General features: G+C 71.0%; 16 protein-coding genes. 6 read left to right on the forward strand and 10 right to left on the reverse strand.

Annotated elements, in window-relative coordinates; all coding sequences use genetic code 11:
• Positions 1–52: 52 nt before the first annotated feature.
• Together cydB and AB4Z14_RS05355 are read right to left on the reverse strand one after the other, a co-directional pair.
• Positions 53–1102, reverse strand: coding sequence for a cytochrome d ubiquinol oxidase subunit II (gene cydB / locus AB4Z14_RS05350; protein ID WP_442274296.1), 1050 nt, complete (start codon positions 1100–1102; stop codon positions 53–55).
• Between the two features lie 16 nt (positions 1103–1118).
• Entirely contained in the window at positions 1119–2597 is a 1479-nt protein-coding gene (locus tag AB4Z14_RS05355) for a cytochrome ubiquinol oxidase subunit I (protein ID WP_442274297.1), read from the reverse strand.
• 184 nt (positions 2598–2781) lie between these two features.
• On the opposite strand from AB4Z14_RS05355, the gene AB4Z14_RS05360 reads away from it, so the two are divergent.
• Together AB4Z14_RS05360 and AB4Z14_RS05365 are read left to right on the forward strand one after the other, a co-directional pair.
• Positions 2782–3741 carry a hypothetical protein gene (locus AB4Z14_RS05360; protein WP_442274298.1) on the forward strand — a complete coding sequence of 320 codons (960 nt, stop codon included), beginning with the start codon at positions 2782–2784 and terminating at the stop codon, positions 3739–3741.
• Positions 3738–4115 carry a GntR family transcriptional regulator gene (locus AB4Z14_RS05365; protein ID WP_442274299.1) on the forward strand — a complete coding sequence of 126 codons (378 nt, stop codon included), beginning with the start codon at positions 3738–3740 and terminating at the stop codon, positions 4113–4115. Before AB4Z14_RS05360 ends, AB4Z14_RS05365 begins: the two co-directional genes overlap by 4 nt.
• 24 nt (positions 4116–4139) lie before the next feature.
• Here the strand turns inward: AB4Z14_RS05365 and AB4Z14_RS05370 are convergent, their stop codons facing one another.
• Positions 4140–4361 carry a hypothetical protein gene (locus AB4Z14_RS05370; protein WP_056826088.1) on the reverse strand — a complete coding sequence of 74 codons (222 nt, stop codon included), beginning with the start codon at positions 4359–4361 and terminating at the stop codon, positions 4140–4142.
• A gap of 570 nt (positions 4362–4931) precedes the next feature.
• On the opposite strand from AB4Z14_RS05370, the gene AB4Z14_RS05375 reads away from it, so the two are divergent.
• Complete coding sequence (locus AB4Z14_RS05375) at positions 4932–5090, forward strand: hypothetical protein (protein WP_156415505.1); 159 nt, start codon at positions 4932–4934, stop codon at positions 5088–5090.
• A 142-nt stretch (positions 5091–5232) separates the two neighbouring features.
• The gene (locus tag AB4Z14_RS05380) at positions 5233–7290 is read left to right on the forward strand and encodes a galactose-binding domain-containing protein (protein WP_442274300.1); all 2058 of its coding nucleotides are present in this window, start codon (positions 5233–5235) and stop codon (positions 7288–7290) included.
• A gap of 27 nt (positions 7291–7317) precedes the next feature.
• On the opposite strand, the gene AB4Z14_RS05385 is transcribed toward AB4Z14_RS05380, so the two are convergent.
• From AB4Z14_RS05385 to AB4Z14_RS05405, 5 genes are all read right to left on the reverse strand, one after another.
• A complete protein-coding gene (locus AB4Z14_RS05385; RefSeq protein ID WP_442274301.1) occupies positions 7318–8103 on the reverse strand; it encodes a DUF402 domain-containing protein in 786 nt (261 codons plus the stop codon).
• Entirely contained in the window at positions 8100–9419 is a 1320-nt protein-coding gene (gene paaK / locus AB4Z14_RS05390; protein ID WP_442274302.1) for a phenylacetate--CoA ligase PaaK, read from the reverse strand. Before paaK ends, AB4Z14_RS05385 begins: the two co-directional genes overlap by 4 nt.
• Before the next feature lie 103 nt (positions 9420–9522).
• On the reverse strand, positions 9523–10437 hold the full coding sequence (locus AB4Z14_RS05395; protein WP_442274303.1) for an amino acid ABC transporter ATP-binding protein: 915 nt from the start codon (positions 10435–10437) through the stop codon (positions 9523–9525).
• Positions 10437–11384 carry an amino acid ABC transporter permease gene (locus AB4Z14_RS05400; protein WP_442274304.1) on the reverse strand — a complete coding sequence of 316 codons (948 nt, stop codon included), beginning with the start codon at positions 11382–11384 and terminating at the stop codon, positions 10437–10439. The genes AB4Z14_RS05395 and AB4Z14_RS05400 overlap by 1 nt, the downstream gene beginning before the upstream one ends.
• Before the next feature lie 8 nt (positions 11385–11392).
• Positions 11393–12295 (reverse strand): ABC transporter substrate-binding protein, encoded by a 903-nt coding sequence (locus AB4Z14_RS05405; protein WP_442274305.1) that lies wholly within the window; start codon positions 12293–12295, stop codon positions 11393–11395.
• 366 nt (positions 12296–12661) lie between these two features.
• Between AB4Z14_RS05405 and AB4Z14_RS05410 the strand changes: the two genes are divergently transcribed.
• On the forward strand, positions 12662–14212 hold the full coding sequence (locus tag AB4Z14_RS05410) for a DEAD/DEAH box helicase (protein ID WP_442274306.1): 1551 nt from the start codon (positions 12662–12664) through the stop codon (positions 14210–14212).
• Between the two features lie 130 nt (positions 14213–14342).
• Here the strand turns inward: AB4Z14_RS05410 and paaI are convergent, their stop codons facing one another.
• Entirely contained in the window at positions 14343–14795 is a 453-nt protein-coding gene (paaI, locus tag AB4Z14_RS05415; RefSeq protein ID WP_200959111.1) for a hydroxyphenylacetyl-CoA thioesterase PaaI, read from the reverse strand.
• Positions 14792–16012, reverse strand: a complete 1221-nt coding sequence (locus AB4Z14_RS05420) for a 3-hydroxyacyl-CoA dehydrogenase NAD-binding domain-containing protein (RefSeq protein WP_442274307.1) — start codon at positions 16010–16012, stop codon at positions 14792–14794. Before AB4Z14_RS05420 ends, paaI begins: the two co-directional genes overlap by 4 nt.
• 104 nt (positions 16013–16116) lie before the next feature.
• On the opposite strand from AB4Z14_RS05420, the gene paaN reads away from it, so the two are divergent.
• Positions 16117–17841, forward strand: a complete 1725-nt coding sequence (paaN, locus tag AB4Z14_RS05425; protein WP_442274308.1) for a phenylacetic acid degradation protein PaaN — start codon at positions 16117–16119, stop codon at positions 17839–17841.
• Positions 17842–17845 lie beyond the last annotated feature (4 nt).

The raw sequence follows: 17845 nt of genomic DNA on the forward strand, positions 1-17845 counted from the left end.
AGTGCGTGCTCTCTCGTCGGGTCGGACGGGTGGGGTCGTGTGGCTCAGACGGTCAGCGGGAGACGGTCTCGCGCGGTGCGTCCTCGGGAATGTGCTTGACCGTCAGGCGCTTCCGGAAGACCCAGTACGTCCAGCCCTGGTACATCAGCACGATCGGGGTGAAGATCAGTGCGACGATCGTCATGACCTTGAGCGTGTAGTCGGTGCTCGAGGCGTTGGCGATGGTGAGGTTCCAGTCCGGGTTGGTCGAGCTCGGCATGACGTTCGGGAAGAGCACGAGGAAGTACGTCGCGACCGCCATGGCGATGGTGACGGCCGTGCCGATGAAGGCCCACCCCTCACGACCCGCGCGGTTGGCCGCGAGGGCGCCGAGGAGCGCAACCGCAGCGACCACCGTGGTGACCCACGAGGCGAGCTTGCCGTCGGTCAGGCCGAGCCAGAGGAGCAGGGCGACCGCGAGCACGGCGGCGACGACCCCGACGCGCTCGGCGACCTGGCGTGCCTCGTGACGGATCTTCCCGTCGGTCTTGAGGGCGACGAAGATCGCGCCGTGCGTGAGGAAGAGCGTCACGAAGACGAGCCCGCCGAGGAGGCCGGCCGGGTTGAGCAGCGTGAAGAGGTTGCCGGTGAACTCCTTGTTCGCGTCGATCGGCACACCGCGCACGATGTTCGTCAGCGCCACACCCCACAGGAGCGCGGGCACGAGCGAGCCCCAGAAGATCGCCAGGTCCCAGCGGGCCTTCCACCGGGCCTCGGGCCGCTTGTGGCGGTACTCGAAGCCGAGGTTGCGCACGATGAGGGCGACGAGGATGAGAAGCAGCGGCAGGTAGAAGCCGCTGAACAGCGTGGCGTACCAGTGCGGGAACGCCGCGAAGGTGGCGCCACCGGCGGTGAGCACCCACACCTCGTTGCCGTCCCAGACCGGGCCGATGGTGTTGAGCAGGACGCGGCGGCGCTTCTCGGCGTCGGCGGCGTCGGACGCGTAGCGCTTGCCGCCGAGAACGGGCAGCAGCATGCCGACGCCGAAGTCGAAGCCCTCGAGGACGAGGTAGCCCGTCCAGAGCACGCCGAGGACGATGAACCAGAAGGTGGCGAGATCCATTGCAGCTCAGCCCTTCTCAGTAGGCGAAGACGAGGGGTGCGTCCTCGTCCCGGTCGGCGGGGTCCTGCGGCTCCTCGAAGGGCTCGGCCCCCTTGCGGACGTAGTGCAGGAAGAGCTTGATCTCGACGACGGCGAGGGCGCCGTAGAGGAGCGTGAAGACGACCATCGACGTGATGACCTCGCCCATCGAGACGCTCGGGGAGACGCCGTTGGCGGTCGTCATGAGGCCGAAGACGAGCCAGGGCTGGCGGCCGACCTCGGTGAAGATCCAGCCGAAGCTGTTGGCGAAGACGGGAAGGAGCGGAGCGGCCACGGCGGCATACGCGAGCCACTTGGCGGTCGGGGTGCGCCCCTTCCGCGTCAGCCAGAGCACGGCGATCGCGATGAGTGCCGTGGCGATCCCGAGACCGATCATGAGACGGAACGTCCAGTAGGTGGTCGGGATGTTGGGGACGAAGGCGGTCGCGACGTCGGCGACCCGGGGGTTGCCGCTCGCGCCGTAGGTCTTGGCGTACTCGGCCTTGAGGTCGTTGATCCCGCGGACCGCGCCCTGGAAGTTGCCGGTCGCAAGGAAGCTGAGCAGGCCGGGGATCTCGATGATCGCGTTGGCGTGCGACCCGTCGAGCGAGCCGACCGTCAGCACCGAGAAGGGCGCCCCCTCGCCCGCGGGAACGGACTCGTAGAGCGCCTCGGCGGCCGCCATCTTCATCGGCTGCACCTCGGTCATGATCTTGCCCTGCACGTCGCCGGTGATGGTGACGCCGACGGCGGCGACGAGCGTCAGGACCGCGCCGATGCGCGTGGCCGTGCGGTACATCGGCGCGTCGGTGCGGGCGACGTCCTGCGCGTCGTCGGCGGCCGCCTTGGCCTCACGGCGCATGAGCCAGAGCGAGACGCCCATGACGACGCCGGCGCCGGCCATGTAGGCGGCGAAGATGACGTGCGGGAAGGTGACGAGCTGGACCTTGTTGGTCAGCACCGCGAAGAAGTCGGTCAGCTCGGCGCGGCCGCTGGCGGCGTTGTAGGTGTAGCCGACCGGGTGCTGCATGAAGGAGTTGGCGGCGAGGATGAAGTACGCCGACAGCACCGTGCCGATGTGGACGAGCCACATCGTCGTGGCGTGCAGCTTCTCGGGCAGGCGCCCCCAGCCGAAGATCCACAGGCCGAGGAAGGTCGACTCGAGGAAGAAGGCGAGCAGGGCCTCGATGGCGAGCGGCGCGCCGAAGATGTCACCGACGAAGCGCGAGTAGTCGCTCCAGTTCATCCCGAACTGGAACTCCTGCACGATGCCGGTGACGAGACCGAGCGCGAAGTTGATGAGGAAGAGCTTGCCGAAGAACTTCGCCAGCCTCATCCACTGCGGGTTGTGCGTGCGCACCCAGGCGGTGTGGAAGACGGCGACGATGAGGGACATGCCGATCGTGATCGGCACGAAGAGGAAGTGGTACACGGTGGTGATGGCGAACTGCCACCGTGCCAGGTCCGTTGCATCCATGGGGGCTCCGCGAGGGTCGCACCAGAACTACATGACGTAGTAGATGCTAGCGGGTGCGATTGCCGACGTCGGCCAGCCTGTCGAGGGATGGGCGTGACCCCGCTCACCCTGACTGTGGCCGCTTGACTCGCTTTGTATCAATGAGTTAAATGATTGCGACAAAGTCGGGGTTGAGGGGATTGGCATGGATGCTCGCGTGATCACGTGGTACCTCGGGCCGGTGGTGCTGCTGGCGCTGGTCGTCAACCTCGCGCGGTGGCTCGGCGCACGCCGGCTCGACGCCTTCGCCGCGCGGGCCCGACGCCGGGCCGCGCTGGGCTCCGTCGTCGGCGCACTCCTTGCGTATGCCGTCGCCCAGGCAGGCGTCGACCGGTCCGTCGCGTCGTCGTCGGGGGAGGGCGCGACCGCCCACCCGGGCGTACCGGCGCTCGCGGCCCTCGCCGGCATCATCGTCGCGGCGGTGGCCGAGCGCTGGGCGCCCCGCCGGCCGACATCCGGACCTCGCCGCGAGGCCGCCCTGGACATCCGCCGTGGCACCGAGTCGGTGCGCCTGACCGGCTACTACGTCGCGGGGCTCGTGCTCTGTGCCGTGGGGCTGCTCGTCGGGTGGCTGACGTCGGCGCCCGGGGGTCGCCTCGGCATGCGTGAGTGGAAGGGAGTCGTCGTCACGACCACGAGCGCCTACCCCGGCCGCGACTACACGCTGGGGACGGTCGGCGCCCTCGCGCTGCTGGCCGTCGCCACGTGGCTCGCCCTGCGCGTCGCCGACGCCCGTCCGGCCCACGTCGACCACCCCGACCTCGATCGTGCCCTTCGGCTCGGGGCGCGCGTGCGGGTGCTGCGGTGGTCAGCCGCCGGTTCCCTCGTCACGGCAGCCGGGCTCTGCCTCACCATCGGCCCGCAGCTCAACGACGTGACCCAGCGGCTGCGCGGCGCCGTGAGCGGCACGGGACTTCCGCCCGCGCCCGTCGCGCCCGTCGACTGGACCCAGAACCTCGCCTTCTCGCTGACGCTTCTCGGCTTCGTCGCCCTGGTCGCCGCGCTCTTCTGCCTGCTCTGGGACGCGCCTGCCGTGCCGAGCTCGCGTGCGGCGAACCATCCTGCAGCGTCAGCGGTCTCGACGTCGGGTGGGGGCTCCCGATGAGCGACGACCTGCGCATCGTCGTCGACCTCGAGGTCGCCGAGCCCCCCTTCGAGCAGGTCCGTGCCCAGCTGGCCGGCCTCATCGCGACGGGCCACCTGCTGCCGGGCGACCGACTTCCGACCGTGCGGGCCCTCGCCGCAGACCTCGGCCTGGCCGCCAACACCGTGGCGCGCGCCTTCAAGGAGCTTGAGGCGGCGGGGCTCGTCGAGACGCGTCGTCGGGCCGGCACCGTCGTGGCGTCCGGAGAGCACACGGCCGACGTCGCCGTCATGGCGCTCGCGGCGAAGTTCGCGGCAGCAGCCCGCGACGCGGGGCTCGACGCCGCGGCAGCGGTCGACCTCGTCAGGGCCGCGCTCAAGGCGCAGACCGGCTGAGCGGTCGTATGCCGGATCGCCCGGTCAGGCGTGCCGGGCGGGCTGGGTGCCGAGCGGGCTCTGGGCGTCCTTGGGCGAGAGCTGGATCGGCCGACGCAGCGGGTGCAGTAGGCGGGCCGCCGTGATCCGGTGCGAGCGGTCGCGCGGGACTGGACGGGCCGATGCCGGTGCCGGCACGGGAGCCGGTCGGCTGGTCTGCACGGCCCAGGCTCCGGCCATGCGTGCTGCGTGCGGAGGGATTCCCATGACGTGCTCCTCGTGACCTCTGGCGGCGCGAGGCCATCGAGGCCTCGACGGTCAGAGAGGCGCCGCGCGTCGGTGATACGTCAGGCGGCGCGCGGACGGTGGTCAAGAGGTAGCGTTCAGGCGTCATCTGCAGGGAGATGGGCGGGGATGTCGATGCGTGAATCGCGACGCAGGGTGACCCGGAGCTCCGTCCGACACCTGGGCGTGGCCGCCGCGGCAGCCCTCGTGGCCGGGGCGACCTCGGCGTGCACGGATGCGGATGCGCCGACCCCGCGGCCCACGGTCGAGGGTCCGTCGTTCACGACGATTCCCGATGGCGGTGGCACGGTGACGGTGGATCGGCTCGAGCCTCCCGCGCAGTCGCCTGCCGATGTGACCCGCCTGCTCGTCAGCAATGCGGACGGCCTCTTCTGGAGTGGTACGTCGGAGCCGGGCCGGGCCTCACCCGCGCGGGCAGGTCAGCGTTACCGGCTCACAGGTCGGTGCCTGCCGGCCACCACCGGGGGCACGCTTGTCGTCGACGTGCTCGGTCCGGGTGAGGGGGGCTCTGCGGGTGCTCCCTCGCGGCCGATGTCGGGTCCGCGCGTCGCGACGCTCACCGTCCCGTGCGACGGGACCGAGGTGCGGCTCGACCTCCGAAGCCTGCCCGCCGGGTCGGGCGAGCTCATGGTCACCGAGGCCACGAGCCAGGTCGCGACGGGCTGGGTCGTGCTGACCCGCAGCTCCTGACCCTCCTCCCAGACCGGCCACGCGGCGACTCGACCCGGCCGCGCGAGGCGGCGGCACGGCATACGTTCTCGGCGCGCGCGGCGGCCTTACCGCTGGTAACTTCGCCGAAATCAGGAGACGCACACTCCTCGGGGAGGCTTCGATGACGAAGCGCTGGTTCCGGACCATCCGACGACCCCTCGCCGCCGCGGCGGCCGCTGCCGTGGTCGGGTCGGCAGGGCTGAGCACGGCCGCCGCCACGGGAGACCCGTACACGCCGGTCAACCCGCAGAGTCCCGACTCGCGGGTCGATGTCACGGGGCCGCCGTTCAGCGGCACGCAGCCCGACGGCACGGTGCGCGGCTACGTCGACGCCCACACCCACCTCATGTCCGACGTCGGCTTCGGCGGCAACATCGTCTGCGGAGCGACCTTCAGCCCCAACGGGATCGCCGACGCCCTCAAGGACTGTGACAACCACTACCCCGACGGGCAGACCGCGCTCATCGAGAACCTCACGAACAAGGCCGGCGGCAACCCGCTCGCCACCCACGACCCGGTGGGGTGGCCGACCTTCGCCGACTGGCCGAAATGGAGCAGCCTCACCCACCAGCAGATGTACTACACGTGGGTCGAGCGAGCCTGGCGCGGCGGCCAGCGGATCATGGTGGCCGACGCCGTCAACAACAACGTCCTGTGCAGCCTGCCGACTCAGGTCAACCGCTACTCGTGCGACGACATGGACACGGTGCGCCGACAGATCGCCGAGACGAAGGAGCTCGAGGCGTTCGTCGACCAGCAGTACGGCGGCACCGGCAAGGGCTGGTTCCGGATCGCCTACTCCGCCGACGAGGCCCGCACCTACGTCGCCCAGGGCAAGCTCGCCGTCATCCTCGGCGTCGAGGTGAGCAACCCCTTCGGCTGCAAGCTCACCCTCGGTGTCCCCGGCTGCACCAAGGCGCAGATCGACGCCGGGCTGACCGAGCTGCACGGGCTCGGGGTGCGTTCGATGTTCCTCTGCCACAAGTTCGACAACGCCCTGTGCGGCGTGCGCTTCGACGAGGGCACGCAGGGCGTCATCGTCAACCTCGGCAACTTCCTCAACACTGGCCAGTGGTGGCAGGTGCAGACGTGCACGGGTGAGCTGCACGACCACACCGTGGCCAACGGCGTCATCCCCAAGGAGCTCGCGCCGTACCTGCCGCTCGGACTCGTCCTCCCGATCTACCCCGAGGGTCCGCACTGCAACTCGCGCGGGCTCTCCTCGCTGGGGGAGTACGCCCTCGCCGGGATGATGCAGCGCGGCATGGTCGTCGAGGTCGACCACATGAGCGTCAAGGCGGCCTCGCGCACGCTCGACCTGCTCGAGGCTGCGCACTACCCCGGCGTCGTGTCGTCGCACTCGTGGATGGACACCCACTTCACCGAGCGCCTCTACCGCCTGGGCGGGTTCGTCACGCAGTACGGCCACGACGCCGACGAGTTCGTCGACACGATGCACACCGACGAGGCACTGCGCGCCAAGTACCACGTCGGCTACGGCTTCGGCATGGACATGAACGGCTTCGGGGGCACACCGGCGCCGCGACCGGGATCGAGCGTCACCTACCCCTTCACGACTCTGGGAGGCGCATCCGCCGACCGCCAGGTCACCGGCCAGCGCACCTGGGACTACAACGTCGACGGCGTCCCCCACTACGGACTCATCCCCGACTGGGTCGAGGACATGCGGCGGATCGGTGGACAGCAGGTCGTCGACGAGCTGGCGATGGGCGCCGAGTCCTACCTCCGGACCGCCGAGGCCGCCCAGACCTGGACGCCGCCGCCCGACCTCGCGGCGGGGCGGCCGGCCACGGCCAGCAGCTACCAGTGGGACCTCTTCGCCGACTTCCGTGCGCCCCGTGCCGTCGACGGCCGGCGTGACACCCGATGGGCGAGCGCCTGGAGCGACAACCAGTGGTGGCGCGTCGACCTCGGCTCGATCCGACAGGTCGGTCGCGTCGTCCTCGACTGGGAGTCGGCCTACGCCCGCGACTACCGCGTCGAGGTCTCGACCGACGGGTCCACCTGGACGACCGTCGCGAGCCGCACCGGCGCGGACGGTGGCCTCGACGCGCTCGCGTTCACCCCGACGACCGCCCGCTACGTCCGCGTCGTCGGCACGAAGCGCGCGACGTCGTACGGCTACTCGTTGTGGGAGGTCGGCGTCCAGGCCACCTGAGCGACCGTCGGAGTGGGCGACCGCCCGTCAGTCGACGAGGTCGACGTCCCAGCGTTCGTCGTCGCGCAGTCCCGGTGTCGTCCACGCCGGATCGGGCCGCCACCGGGTCCACGCGTCATCGAAGGGCCAGTCGCGGGCGACGAACGAGGCCCGCCCATGGTCGCCGTTGAGCCGGATCGCGGCCGCCTCCTCGGCGGAGGTGCGGCCCTGCTCGACGGCGGCCTCGAGCTCGTCGGCGTCCTTGACGTTGACGGTGCCGTCCGCCTCGACCCAGAGGTCGAGCACGTGGTCTCCGGTGAACGTGTCGTGCCCCGCGCGCCGATGGGCCGTCTCGAGGTTGACGTACCAGCCGCCGAACTCCCAGCGGTCGTATGCCGCCGGGTCGGTCGGGTCGATCGAGGCGCCGTCGTCGTCGGCCACGTCCCAGAAGAGCCAGACCGACCACGGGAGCCCGGCCGGGGCGATCCGGAGGATGCCGGCGCCGTGCCACCGGGTGCGCGCCTGCACCCGCTGGGCGTCCCGGAGGAACCGCTCGCCCATCGGCACGTCGCGCAGGTCCGAGCCGTCGGCATACCGCTTCGTCAGGTGCACGGTGCCGGGCGCGAGCCAGGCCACGAGACCCCGCTCGTCGTCGCGGACGACCCGCATCGGGGACGCCGTCTCGGGACGGCCCGGCTCCCACGCGTGGTCGCGGTAGCGCCACATGACGACCTCACCGGGGTCGAGGAAGGGGGCGACGCCGAGCGGGCGGGCACCCTCGGGCGGCGACACGGCATACGGCTGGAGCACGGGTCCGGTGCGGCGCGCGTTCATGCCTTGGGCCGCTCGTCGACGATGCGGCGGGCCTTGCCGATCGAGCGCTCGATCGAGCCGGGTTCGCGCATCTCGACGCGGCACGTCGTGCCGATGCGGGCCTTGATCGTCGCCTCGAGCGTCCGGGCGATCTGCTCGGCGGCACCCGGCTCGAGCCGCGAGAGCGGCTCGACGAGCACGGTCAGCTCGACCATCCGGCCGGGCTGCGTCAGGACGCACTGGAAGTACGGCGACAGCCGCGGCTCGGCGAGCACGTGCTCCTCGATCTGCGTCGGGAAGACGTTGACGCCGCGGACGATCATCATGTCGTCGGTGCGACCGGTGACCTTCTCCATCCTCCGCATCGACGGGACCGCGGTGCCCGGCAGCAGCCGCGTCAGGTCGCGGGTGCGGTAGCGGATGACGGGCATCGCCTGCTTCGTCAGCGACGTGAAGACGAGCTCGCCGAGCTCACCGTCGGGCAGGACCTCCTCGGTGATCGGGTCGATGACCTCGGGGTAGAAGTGGTCCTCCCAGATGTGGAGGCCGTCCTTCGTCGTCGCGGCCTCCTGGGCGACGCCGGGCCCCATGACCTCCGAGAGGCCGTAGATGTCGACGGCGTCCATGCCGGTGCGTCGCTCGATCTCCCGGCGCATCGACTCGGTCCACGGCTCGGCACCGAAGATCCCGACCTGCAGGCTCGTCGTCGCGGGGTCGACGCCTTCGCGCTCCATCTCGTCGAGCAGGCTGAGGAAGTAGCTCGGCGTCACCATGATGACGCGGGGCCGGAAGTCGCGGATCAGCTGCACCTGCCGCTCGGTCATGCCGCCGCTCACCGGCACGACCGTTGCGCCGAGACGCTCGACGCCGTAGTGCGCGCCGAGGCCCCCGGTGAAGAGGCCGTAGCCGTAGGCGACGTGGATGACGTCGCCCGGGTGACCGCCGGCGAGCCGGATCGAGCGGGCCATGAGGTCGGCCCACGTGTCGATGTCGGCCTTCGTGTAGCCCACGACCGTCGGACGGCCCGTGGTGCCCGAGCTCGCGTGCACGCGGACGACCTGCTCGCGCGGCACGGCGAACATCCCGAAGGGGTAGTTGGCGCGCAGGTCCGCCTTCGTCGTGAACGGCATCCGGCTCAGGTCGTCGAGCGAGCGCAGGTCGTCGGGGTGGAATCCCTTGGCGTCGAAGGCTGCTCGGTAGTGTGGGACGTGGTCGTATGCCGTCCGCACCGTCTGCTGGAGCCGCTCGAGCTGGGTGCCCCGCAGCTCGTCGACCCCGATCGTGGGGATCTCGTGGTCGGGCAGGCGCGGTCGGCTCTCGGGTGACTCCGTCGTCATGGGCCCATTGTGCCCACACGGTCCGGCCGAGGCTCCTCGCCCACGACGTCGAGTGGGCGCTGTCTCCGGGGAGAGAGCGCCCACTCGACGTGCACGGGGACGGTCAGGCGTCCGGCGTCTCCAGGGACTCCGCGTCGGCGGCGGCCTCGTCGTCCTCGGCGCGCATGCGCTTGAGGAACGACTGCGTCCGCTCGTGCTGCGGGTTGCTGATGACGTCCTTCGGCTTGCCCTGCTCGACGACGACGCCACCGTCCATGAAGACGACGTGGTCGGCGACGTCGCGGGCGAAGCCCATCTCGTGCGTCACGACGATCATCGTCATGCCCTGGTCGGCGAGCTCACGCATGACGCGGAGCACCTCGCCGACGAGCTCGGGGTCGAGCGCGGACGTCGGCTCGTCGAAGAGCATGAGCTTGGGGTCCATCGCGAGCGCCCGGGCGATGGCGACCCGCTGCTGCTGGCCACCGGAGAGCTGTGCCGGGTAGGCGTTCGGCTTGTCGCCGAGGCCGACCTGCTGGAGCAGCTCGAGCGCGCGTGCCCGCGCCTGCTTCTTGCCGACCCGCCGCACCTGGACGGGAGCCTCCATGACGTTCTGGAGAGCCGTCATGTGCGGGAACAGGTTGAAGCGCTGGAAGACCATGCCGATCTCACGGCGCTGCGTGGCGACCTGCTTGTCCGTGAGGTGGTGCAGCTGCCCGCCGTCGTCGCGGAAGCCGACGAGGTCGCCGTCGACCCAGATGCGACCGCCGTCGATCTCCTCGAGCTGGTTGATGCAGCGCAGGAACGTCGTCTTGCCCGATCCCGAGGGGCCGAGCAGGCAGACGACCTCGCCGCGGTGCACATCGAGGTCGATGCCCTTGAGCACCTCGTTGCCGTGGAAGCTCTTGAGCACGTTGAGCGCGCGGACGAGGGGCTGGTCCTCGCCGGTGCGCGAGCGAGTGGCGGTCCCGGTGGCGGTCCCGGTGGCGGGCCCGCTCGTGGGCTCGCTCGTGGGCTCGCTGGTCGTGGTGTCTGACATCAGGCGCCTCCTGCCCCGGCCGGACGCGCGAAGCGCTTGTTGGGTGCCCCGGTGCCGAAGCCTCGGCCGAAGCGCCGCTCGAGGAAGTACTGCCCGACCATGAGGACCGACCCGACGAGGAGGTACCAGGCGGTGACGGCGACGAACGACGGCATGATCTGCAGCGTCCGGGTGCCGATGGCGCGGGTCTGGTAGAAGAGCTCGGTGATGATCGGGATGGCCGAGAGCAGCGAGGTGTCCTTGACCATGGCGATGGTCTCGTTGCCGGTCGGCGGCACGATGACGCGCATCGCCTGGGGGAGCACGATGCGGCGCATGGACTGGCCACGGTTCATGCCGAGCGCGGCCGCCGCCTCGTTCTGACCCTTGTCGACCGACAGGATGCCGGCCCGTGCGATCTCGGCCATGTAGGCCGCCTCCGACAGGCCGAGGCCGATGATGCCCGCCAGCAGGCTGCTCGAGAACTGGTTGACGTCGAGCGTGAAGAACGTGAAGTCGCTCGAGAGCCCCATGAGGGAGGCCAGCTGCTTGCCGAACGGGATGCCGAAGTCGAGGTTGGCGTAGAGGAAGCCGACGCCGCTGCCGATCATCGCGAGGAGCACGAGGCGCGGGATGCCGCGGAAGAACCACGTGTAGACGAACGAGACGCCGCGCAGGACGGGGTTGTGCGACAGGCGCAGGATCGCGATGATCACGCCTCCGACGATGCCGATGGCCATCGAGCCGATGGTGCCGACGATGGTGCCCTTCCAGAGCCCTTCGAGCACCGGCTTCTGGTTCATGATCTCCAGGGCCTTGGAGAATCCCCACCGCTCGTTGGTGATGAACGAGCTGATCAGCATCGCGACGAGGACGATGATGACGGCGAGCGCGATCCATCGTCCGGGGTGCCGGACCGGCCGGGCCTCGATGAGGCCCGGCCGGTCGTCGGTGGTCGGTGTGGTCACCGAATCACTCACGGGTTGAGGGCGAAGTCGCTGATCGCGCCGGCCTCGACGGAGAACTTCTTGAGGGCCGCCTCGTAGCTGCCGTCCTTCTGCGTGGCCTTGAGCGCCTCGACGAGGAGGTTGGCGAAGTCCGTCTGGTCCTTCGGCACGACATAGCCGTAGGGCGCGGAGTCGTAGATGTCGCCGAGCGCCTCGAGCTGCCCGGTCTGCTTGACGGCGTAGAGACCGACGGGGGAGTCGGCGAGCATCGCGTCGGTCTTGCCGCTGACGACGTCGGCCGTGACCTGGTCCTGCCCCTCCTGGACGATCTGGTTGATGGCTGGCTTGCCGGCATCGGTGCACTTCTTGCTGCGGGCGGTGAGGTCGTCGATCTGCACGGTGCCCTTCTGGACGCCGATGTTGCGGCCGCAGGCGTCGTCGAGCTTGACACCCTTGGGGTTGCCCTTGGCGACGACCCACTGGGTGCCGGCCTTGTAGTAGCTCACCATGTTGACCTGCTTCTTGCGGTCCGGGTTGATGGTGAAGCTCGAGACGCCGACGTCGTACTTGCCACCCGTCACGCCGAGGATGATCGAGTCGAAGCCCGCGGGGACCCACTCGGACTTGAGGCCGAGCTTGGCCGCCACGGCGTTGAAGACGTCGACGTCGAAGCCCTCGACCGTCTTGCCGTCGCCCGCGAGCATCTCGCTGGGGGCGTACGTCGGGTCGGTGCCGATGACGATCTTGCCCGCCGACTTCAGCTTGGCGGGGACCTTGGCCGCGAGGGCCTGGTCGACGCCGCCGCCGGCGGCCGTCCCGGCGGGGGTGTTGCCCGCACCCGGCGAGCTGGACAGCGAGTCCGACCCACAGGCGGAGAGCGTGAGGCCGGCGGCGACGAAGCCGGTGACGGCGATGAGGGACATGCGACGCATCAAGATGGTCCTTCCGGGGCGAACGCGGTCATTCAGGTGCGGGCGCTACGGTGCGCCGGCTGATTGGCCGATCCTGCCATCTTTCGGTGCGGGTGCCCACGGATGCGGCCGAACCGTTAGCGGGCACACAGGAACGCTCCCGACGCGGCCTCGCCGGGCGCACGTCGAGGGGTCGGTTAACGTCCTCGGCGCCCGCTCGGGTAGTCTTTGTCCCAGTGGCCCGCCCAGTTCTGCCTCGGGCCGCTTCTTCTTGGCCTGGCGGAGTGTCGCCGGCCCCGTCGATTCGCTCTTGCGCCGCGACACCTCACAGCTGAGGCCCTTCGCGCCGGGCAGAACGACCGCTTCCACGTTTTGGAGTACCCACCTGTGTCCACTGACACGAACTTCGCCGTTCTCGGCGTGCCCGCCGACCTCGTCACGATCCTCGACGGTCTCGGCATCACCACCCCGACGCCCATCCAGGCCGCGACGCTGCCCGACTCCCTCGCCGGGCGCGACGTCCTCGGCCGTGGCCGCACCGGCTCCGGCAAGACGTACGCCTTCCTGCTGCCGCTGCTGACCCGCCTCTCGCAGTCGCGTCGGAGCCGCCTGGCCCGTCGTCCGCGTGCCCTCATCCTCGCCCCGACCCGCGAGCTCGTGACGCAGATCGACACCGCGATGGCCCCGCTCGCCAAGGCGCTCGGCCTCAACTCGCAGACGATCTTCGGCGGCGTCGGCCAGAACCCGCAGGTCCAGGGCCTCCGGAACGGCGTCGACGTCATCGTCGCCTGCCCCGGCCGGCTCGAGGACCTCATGCAGCAGGGTCACGTCAACCTCGACAGCGTCGAGGTCACGATCCTCGACGAGGCCGACCACATGGCCGACCTCGGCTTCCTGCCGGGCGTGCGCCGGATCATGGAGAAGACGCCCCGCAACGGCCAGCGCCTCCTCTTCTCGGCGACGCTCGACGGCGCGATCAACGTGCTCGTCAACAAGTTCCTGCACCAGCCCGTGACGCACGAGGCCGACTCGGCGCAGTCGCCCGTCTCGACGATGAGCCACCACGTGCTCCACGTCGACAACGGCTCGCACCTGCCGGTCATCCTCGACCTCACCGCGGCCCCCGGCCGCAAGGTCGTCTTCACTCGCACCAAGCACCGGGCCAAGAAGCTCGCCAAGCAGCTCAACGCCTCGGGAGTTCCGGCCGTCGAGCTGCACGGCAACCTCAGCCAGGGTGCCCGCACGCGCAACATGGACGACTTCCACTCGGGCCGCGCGCAGACGCTCGTCGCGACCGACATCGCCGCCCGTGGCATCCACGTCGACGACGTCGCGCTCGTCATCCACGCCGACCCGCCGGTCGAGCACAAGGCGTACCTGCACCGCTCGGGTCGCACGGCCCGCGCCGGCAACGACGGCATCGTCGTCACGATGATGCTGGACGAGCAGGTGCGCGACGTGCGCGACCTGACCCGCAAGGCCGGCATCAAGCCGACGACGACGCGCGTCCAGCTCGGCCACCCGCTGCTGACCGAGCTCGCCCCCGGCGACCGGTCGTATGCCGGCGGACTCGTCCGCGAGGACGCCCCGGCCCGCTCGGGCTCGAGCTCGAACTCGGCGTCCGGCGGCTCCGGCCGCGGCCGTGGTCGTGCACGTGGCCAGGGCGGTAGCGGCGCTGCCGCCGGTGGTGGCCGCGGCGCAGGTCGCGGGGCCGGCGAGGGCGCTCGGGGGCCCGGCGCCGGTGGTCGCGGCTCGGGTCGTGGTCGCTCCGGCCAGAGCGCCGAGGGCCAGGGCGGCGGTCGCCGCTCGGGCGGCGCCGGCAACGGTGGCGGCTCCGGCCGTCGCGGCGGCTCCTCGACCGTCTACTCGACGAGCAGCGGCGGCGGCGCCGCGGCGTTCTCCGCCGGCACCCGCGCCGGTGGCCGCCGCTCCCGCTGACCCAGCGCACGTCAACCGTCAAGAGGCCAAGGTTCGTCACGAACCTTGGCCTCTCGACGGTCTGGCACCCGCGAACCTTGGCCTCTCGACGAGCAGGACCCGCGAACTTTGGCCTTTCGACGGTTCAGGGTCAGGGGCGCTTGAGACTGCGGCTCCGGCCGCGGAACTCGGCGATGATCTGACCGTCGGACTCCCGCTTGACCGTCACGTCCGTGATGCCGCTGCGCCCGAATGCCGAGCGCACGTGGCCATCGGCGACGAGCACGTCACCGAGCCGGCCCGGCGCGGTGAAGGAGATGTCGGCCCCGGCCGCCACCGTGAGGCGCCCCCGCGAGTTGCAGGCGAGCGCGAAGCACGAGTCGGCCAGGGTGAAGATGTAGCCGCCGTGGCAGATGGCGTGACCGTTGACCATGTCGTCGCGGATCGCCATCCGCACGACGGCGTGGTCCTGCTCGACGACGGCGGCCTCCATGCCGAGGCGTCGCGACGCCACGTCGTCGTCCCACATCTGCCGGGCGAACGCGACCCCGGCCTCGACGTCCTGGCCGTCCCCGCCACCGGCGGGCAGCTGGGTCTCGCTCACGTCAGGCTCCCGTCGGTCAGGGCCGGGCTCGGCCGGTAGCGACCACCGGGGAAGGCCTCGTCGAGCTCGGTGAGCTGCCGGGCGACGACGTCGAAGCCGATCTCGCGGCCCCACGCGATGGGCCCCTTCGGGTAGCGCGTGCCGAGCTGCATCGCCGTGTCGACGTCGTCGACGCTCGCCTCACCGCGGGCGACGAGGTCGACGGCCTCGTTGACGAGCATCGCGAGCGTGCGCGCGAGCGGGTCGGTCGCGACCGGTCCACCGACGAGGCGCTCGGCGAGCTCGACGTCCGGCTCGGCACCGGTGACCGAGCCGTCGGCGGCATACGCGTACACCCCCGAGCCCGTCTTGCGGCCGAGCCGGCCGGCCTCGACGAGACCCTGCTGGAAGGCGGTCGGCGCGTAGCGCTCGTCACGTCCCGTCTGCTCCCACACCGACGTGCCGACGGCGAGGTTGACGTCCTGCCCGATGAAGTCGGTGAGCTCGAGCGGCCCCATCGGGAAGCCGCCCTTCTCGCGGAGCGCCCAGTCCACGGTCGCCGCGTCGACGACCCCGCTCTCGACGATGCGCTGCGCCTCGCCGTAGAAGGGACGCGCGACGCGGTTGACGATGAAGCCCGGGGTGGAGCTGCACCGCACCGGCGTCTTGCCCCAGGCGTCCATGAGCGCGACGGCGTGCTCGACGAAGGCCCGCGCGGTGCGCTCGCCGTGCACCACCTCGACGAGCCGCATGACGGGCGGCGGGTTGAAGAAGTGCAGTCCGAGCACCCGCTCCGGGTCGGCCACCTCGGCGGCGATGTCGTCGATGTCGATGCTCGACGTGTTCGTCGCGAGCACCGTCGTCGACGGCTGGACGTCGGCGAGGTCGGCGAAGATCCGGCGCTTGAGGTCGAGGTCCTCGGGCACGGCCTCGATGACGAGCCCGCACTCGGGCAGCTCCTCGACCGACGCGGCCGGGGTGATGCGTGCCAGCACCGCCGACGCGTCCTCGTCGGACAGGCGACCCTTGTCCACGAGCCGCTTGAGGGCGGCGCCGATCGTGTCCACGGCACCCGCCGCGGCGCCCGGCACGGAGTCGACGAGGGTGACCGCGTGGCCCGCGGTGGCCGCGACCTGGGCGATGCCGGCCCCCATGGCCCCCGCCCCGATGACGCCGACGGGTCCGAAGGCGGACTCGTCGGGATGGTCCTTGCTGGCCTCGGTGGTGTCCGTGTCCATGCCCGCCATCCTGCCGCGTGGGCCGCCCCGGGTGCGCGGCGGGCGGTCGCGGACCGCCCGTGACGGCATACGACTGAGGTCTGGAGCGGGGCTAGCATCGACCCGTGACTGCACCGGCAACGACGCCCACCCACCCCCTGCTCGACGCGCACGCGGGAGTCCTCGACGAGATCCGTCAGGCCCTGGCAAGCCGCAGCTGGTACTCCCGCTACCCCGAGTCGCCCAGCCCCCGCGTCTACGGCGAGACCGCCGCGGCCGACGGGCTCGCCGCGCACGAGGCCCACCTGGACGGGGCGTATGCCGCCCTGTCGAGCCGGCCGACCGACGGCACCCTCGTGGGGAGCGAGGTCTCCCCCTACGGACCGACGCTCGGCGCCACCTACCCGGCGCTCGACGTGGATGCCGGGCTCGCGGCCGCACGCGCGGCGATGGCGGCCTGGCGAGACGCGGGTCCGCAGGTGCGGGCCGCGGTGTGCGTCGAGATCGTCGACCGCATCAACAAACGCAGCTTCGAGATCGCCAACGCCGTCATGCACACGTCTGGGCAGCCCTTCGTCATGTCGTTCCAGGCCGGCGGCCCGCACGCCCAGGACCGGGCGATCGAGGCGATCGCGGCGGGGCTCGTCGAGCAGGAGCGCGTGCCCGCGTCGGTCGTCTGGGAGAAGCCGGGCCGTGACCGCGAGGGCAAGCCCGCGCCGACGCGGATGCAGAAGGACTACCGACTCGTGCCGCGCGGGGTCGCGCTCGTCATCGGGTGCAACACCTTCCCGACGTGGAACGCCTACCCCGGCATCTTCGCCTCGCTCGTCACGGGCAACGCGGTCGTCGTCAAGCCGCATCCCCGCGCCGTGCTGCCGCTCGCGATCTCCGTCGAGGTCGCGCGGTCGGTGCTCGCCGAGGCCGGCTTCGACCCCGCACTCGTGCAGCTCGCGGCCGAGGCCGACGGGCAGGGTCTCGCGAAGACCCTCGCCGAGCGCGACGAGGTCGCGATCATCGACTACACCGGAGGCCCGACCTTCGGGGCCTGGCTCGAGGAGTCGGCGGCCGCGCACGGCAAGCTCGTCTACACCGAGAAGGCCGGCCTCAACTCGATCGTCGTCGACTCGACCGACGACCTGCGCGGGATGCTCGGCAACCTCGCCTTCAGCCTCACGCTCTACTCCGGCCAGATGTGCACCGCCCCGCAGAACCTCTACGTGCCCGAGGGGGGCGTCGACACCGACGAGGGCCACCTGACCTTCGACGAGTTCGGCGAGCGACTGGCCGGCGCCGTCGGCCGGCTCACCGGTGACGACGCCAAGGCCGTCGAGCTGCTCGGGGCCACGGTCAACGACCAGGTCCGCTCCAACGCAGACTCCCTCGCCTCGATCGCCGAGGACGCCGACGGCCACGTCGTCCTCGACTCGCGTCGCGTCGCGCACCCGACGTGGGGCGACGCCGTCGTGCGCGCCCCGGGTCTCGTCGCCGTCGACGTCGCCCGCGAGGACGTCTACACCCAGGAGTGCTTCGGTCCCGTCGGCTTCCTCATCCGGACGGCCTCGACGGAGCAGTCGCTCGCGCAGCTCGCCGACACGGTGCGCGAGCACGGTGCCATGACCGCCGCTGTCTACTCGACGAGCGACGTGGTGCTCGATGCGGCGCGTGACGCGGCGGCCGAGGGCGGGGTCGCCCTGTCCGAGAACCTGACCGGGCAGATCTTCGTCAACCAGACGGCCGCCTTCTCCGACTTCCACGGCACCGGGGCCAACCCGGCCGCGAACTCCGCCTACACCGACGCCGCCTTCGTCGCGAACCGCTTCCGCGTCATCACGTCGCGCCGTCACGTCTGAGCTG

The organism is Terrabacter sp. 2TAF16 (assembly GCF_052115065.1).
Lineage (GTDB): Bacteria > Actinomycetota > Actinomycetes > Actinomycetales > Dermatophilaceae > Terrabacter.

Bases quoted from the DNA above. Each gene is read 5' to 3' on its own strand.
- AB4Z14_RS05385 (WP_442274301.1), bottom strand. From the start codon at position 8,103: ATGAACGCGCGCCGCACCGGACCCGTGCTCCAGCCGTATGCCGTGTCG.
- AB4Z14_RS05395 (WP_442274303.1), bottom strand. From the start codon at position 10,437: ATGTCAGACACCACGACCAGCGAGCCCACGAGCGAGCCCACGAGCGGG.
- AB4Z14_RS05420 (WP_442274307.1), bottom strand. From the start codon at position 16,012: ATGGACACGGACACCACCGAGGCCAGCAAGGACCATCCCGACGAGTCC.
- AB4Z14_RS05405 (WP_442274305.1), bottom strand. From the start codon at position 12,295: ATGCGTCGCATGTCCCTCATCGCCGTCACCGGCTTCGTCGCCGCCGGC.
- AB4Z14_RS05365 (WP_442274299.1), top strand. From the start codon at position 3,738: ATGAGCGACGACCTGCGCATCGTCGTCGACCTCGAGGTCGCCGAGCCC.
- AB4Z14_RS05360 (WP_442274298.1), top strand. From the start codon at position 2,782: ATGGATGCTCGCGTGATCACGTGGTACCTCGGGCCGGTGGTGCTGCTG.
- AB4Z14_RS05380 (WP_442274300.1), top strand. From the start codon at position 5,233: ATGACGAAGCGCTGGTTCCGGACCATCCGACGACCCCTCGCCGCCGCG.
- paaK (WP_442274302.1), bottom strand. From the start codon at position 9,419: ATGACGACGGAGTCACCCGAGAGCCGACCGCGCCTGCCCGACCACGAG.
- AB4Z14_RS05375 (WP_156415505.1), top strand. From the start codon at position 4,932: ATGTCGGGTCCGCGCGTCGCGACGCTCACCGTCCCGTGCGACGGGACC.
- AB4Z14_RS05370 (WP_056826088.1), bottom strand. From the start codon at position 4,361: ATGGGAATCCCTCCGCACGCAGCACGCATGGCCGGAGCCTGGGCCGTG.
- cydB (WP_442274296.1), bottom strand. From the start codon at position 1,102: ATGGATCTCGCCACCTTCTGGTTCATCGTCCTCGGCGTGCTCTGGACG.
- AB4Z14_RS05355 (WP_442274297.1), bottom strand. From the start codon at position 2,597: ATGGATGCAACGGACCTGGCACGGTGGCAGTTCGCCATCACCACCGTG.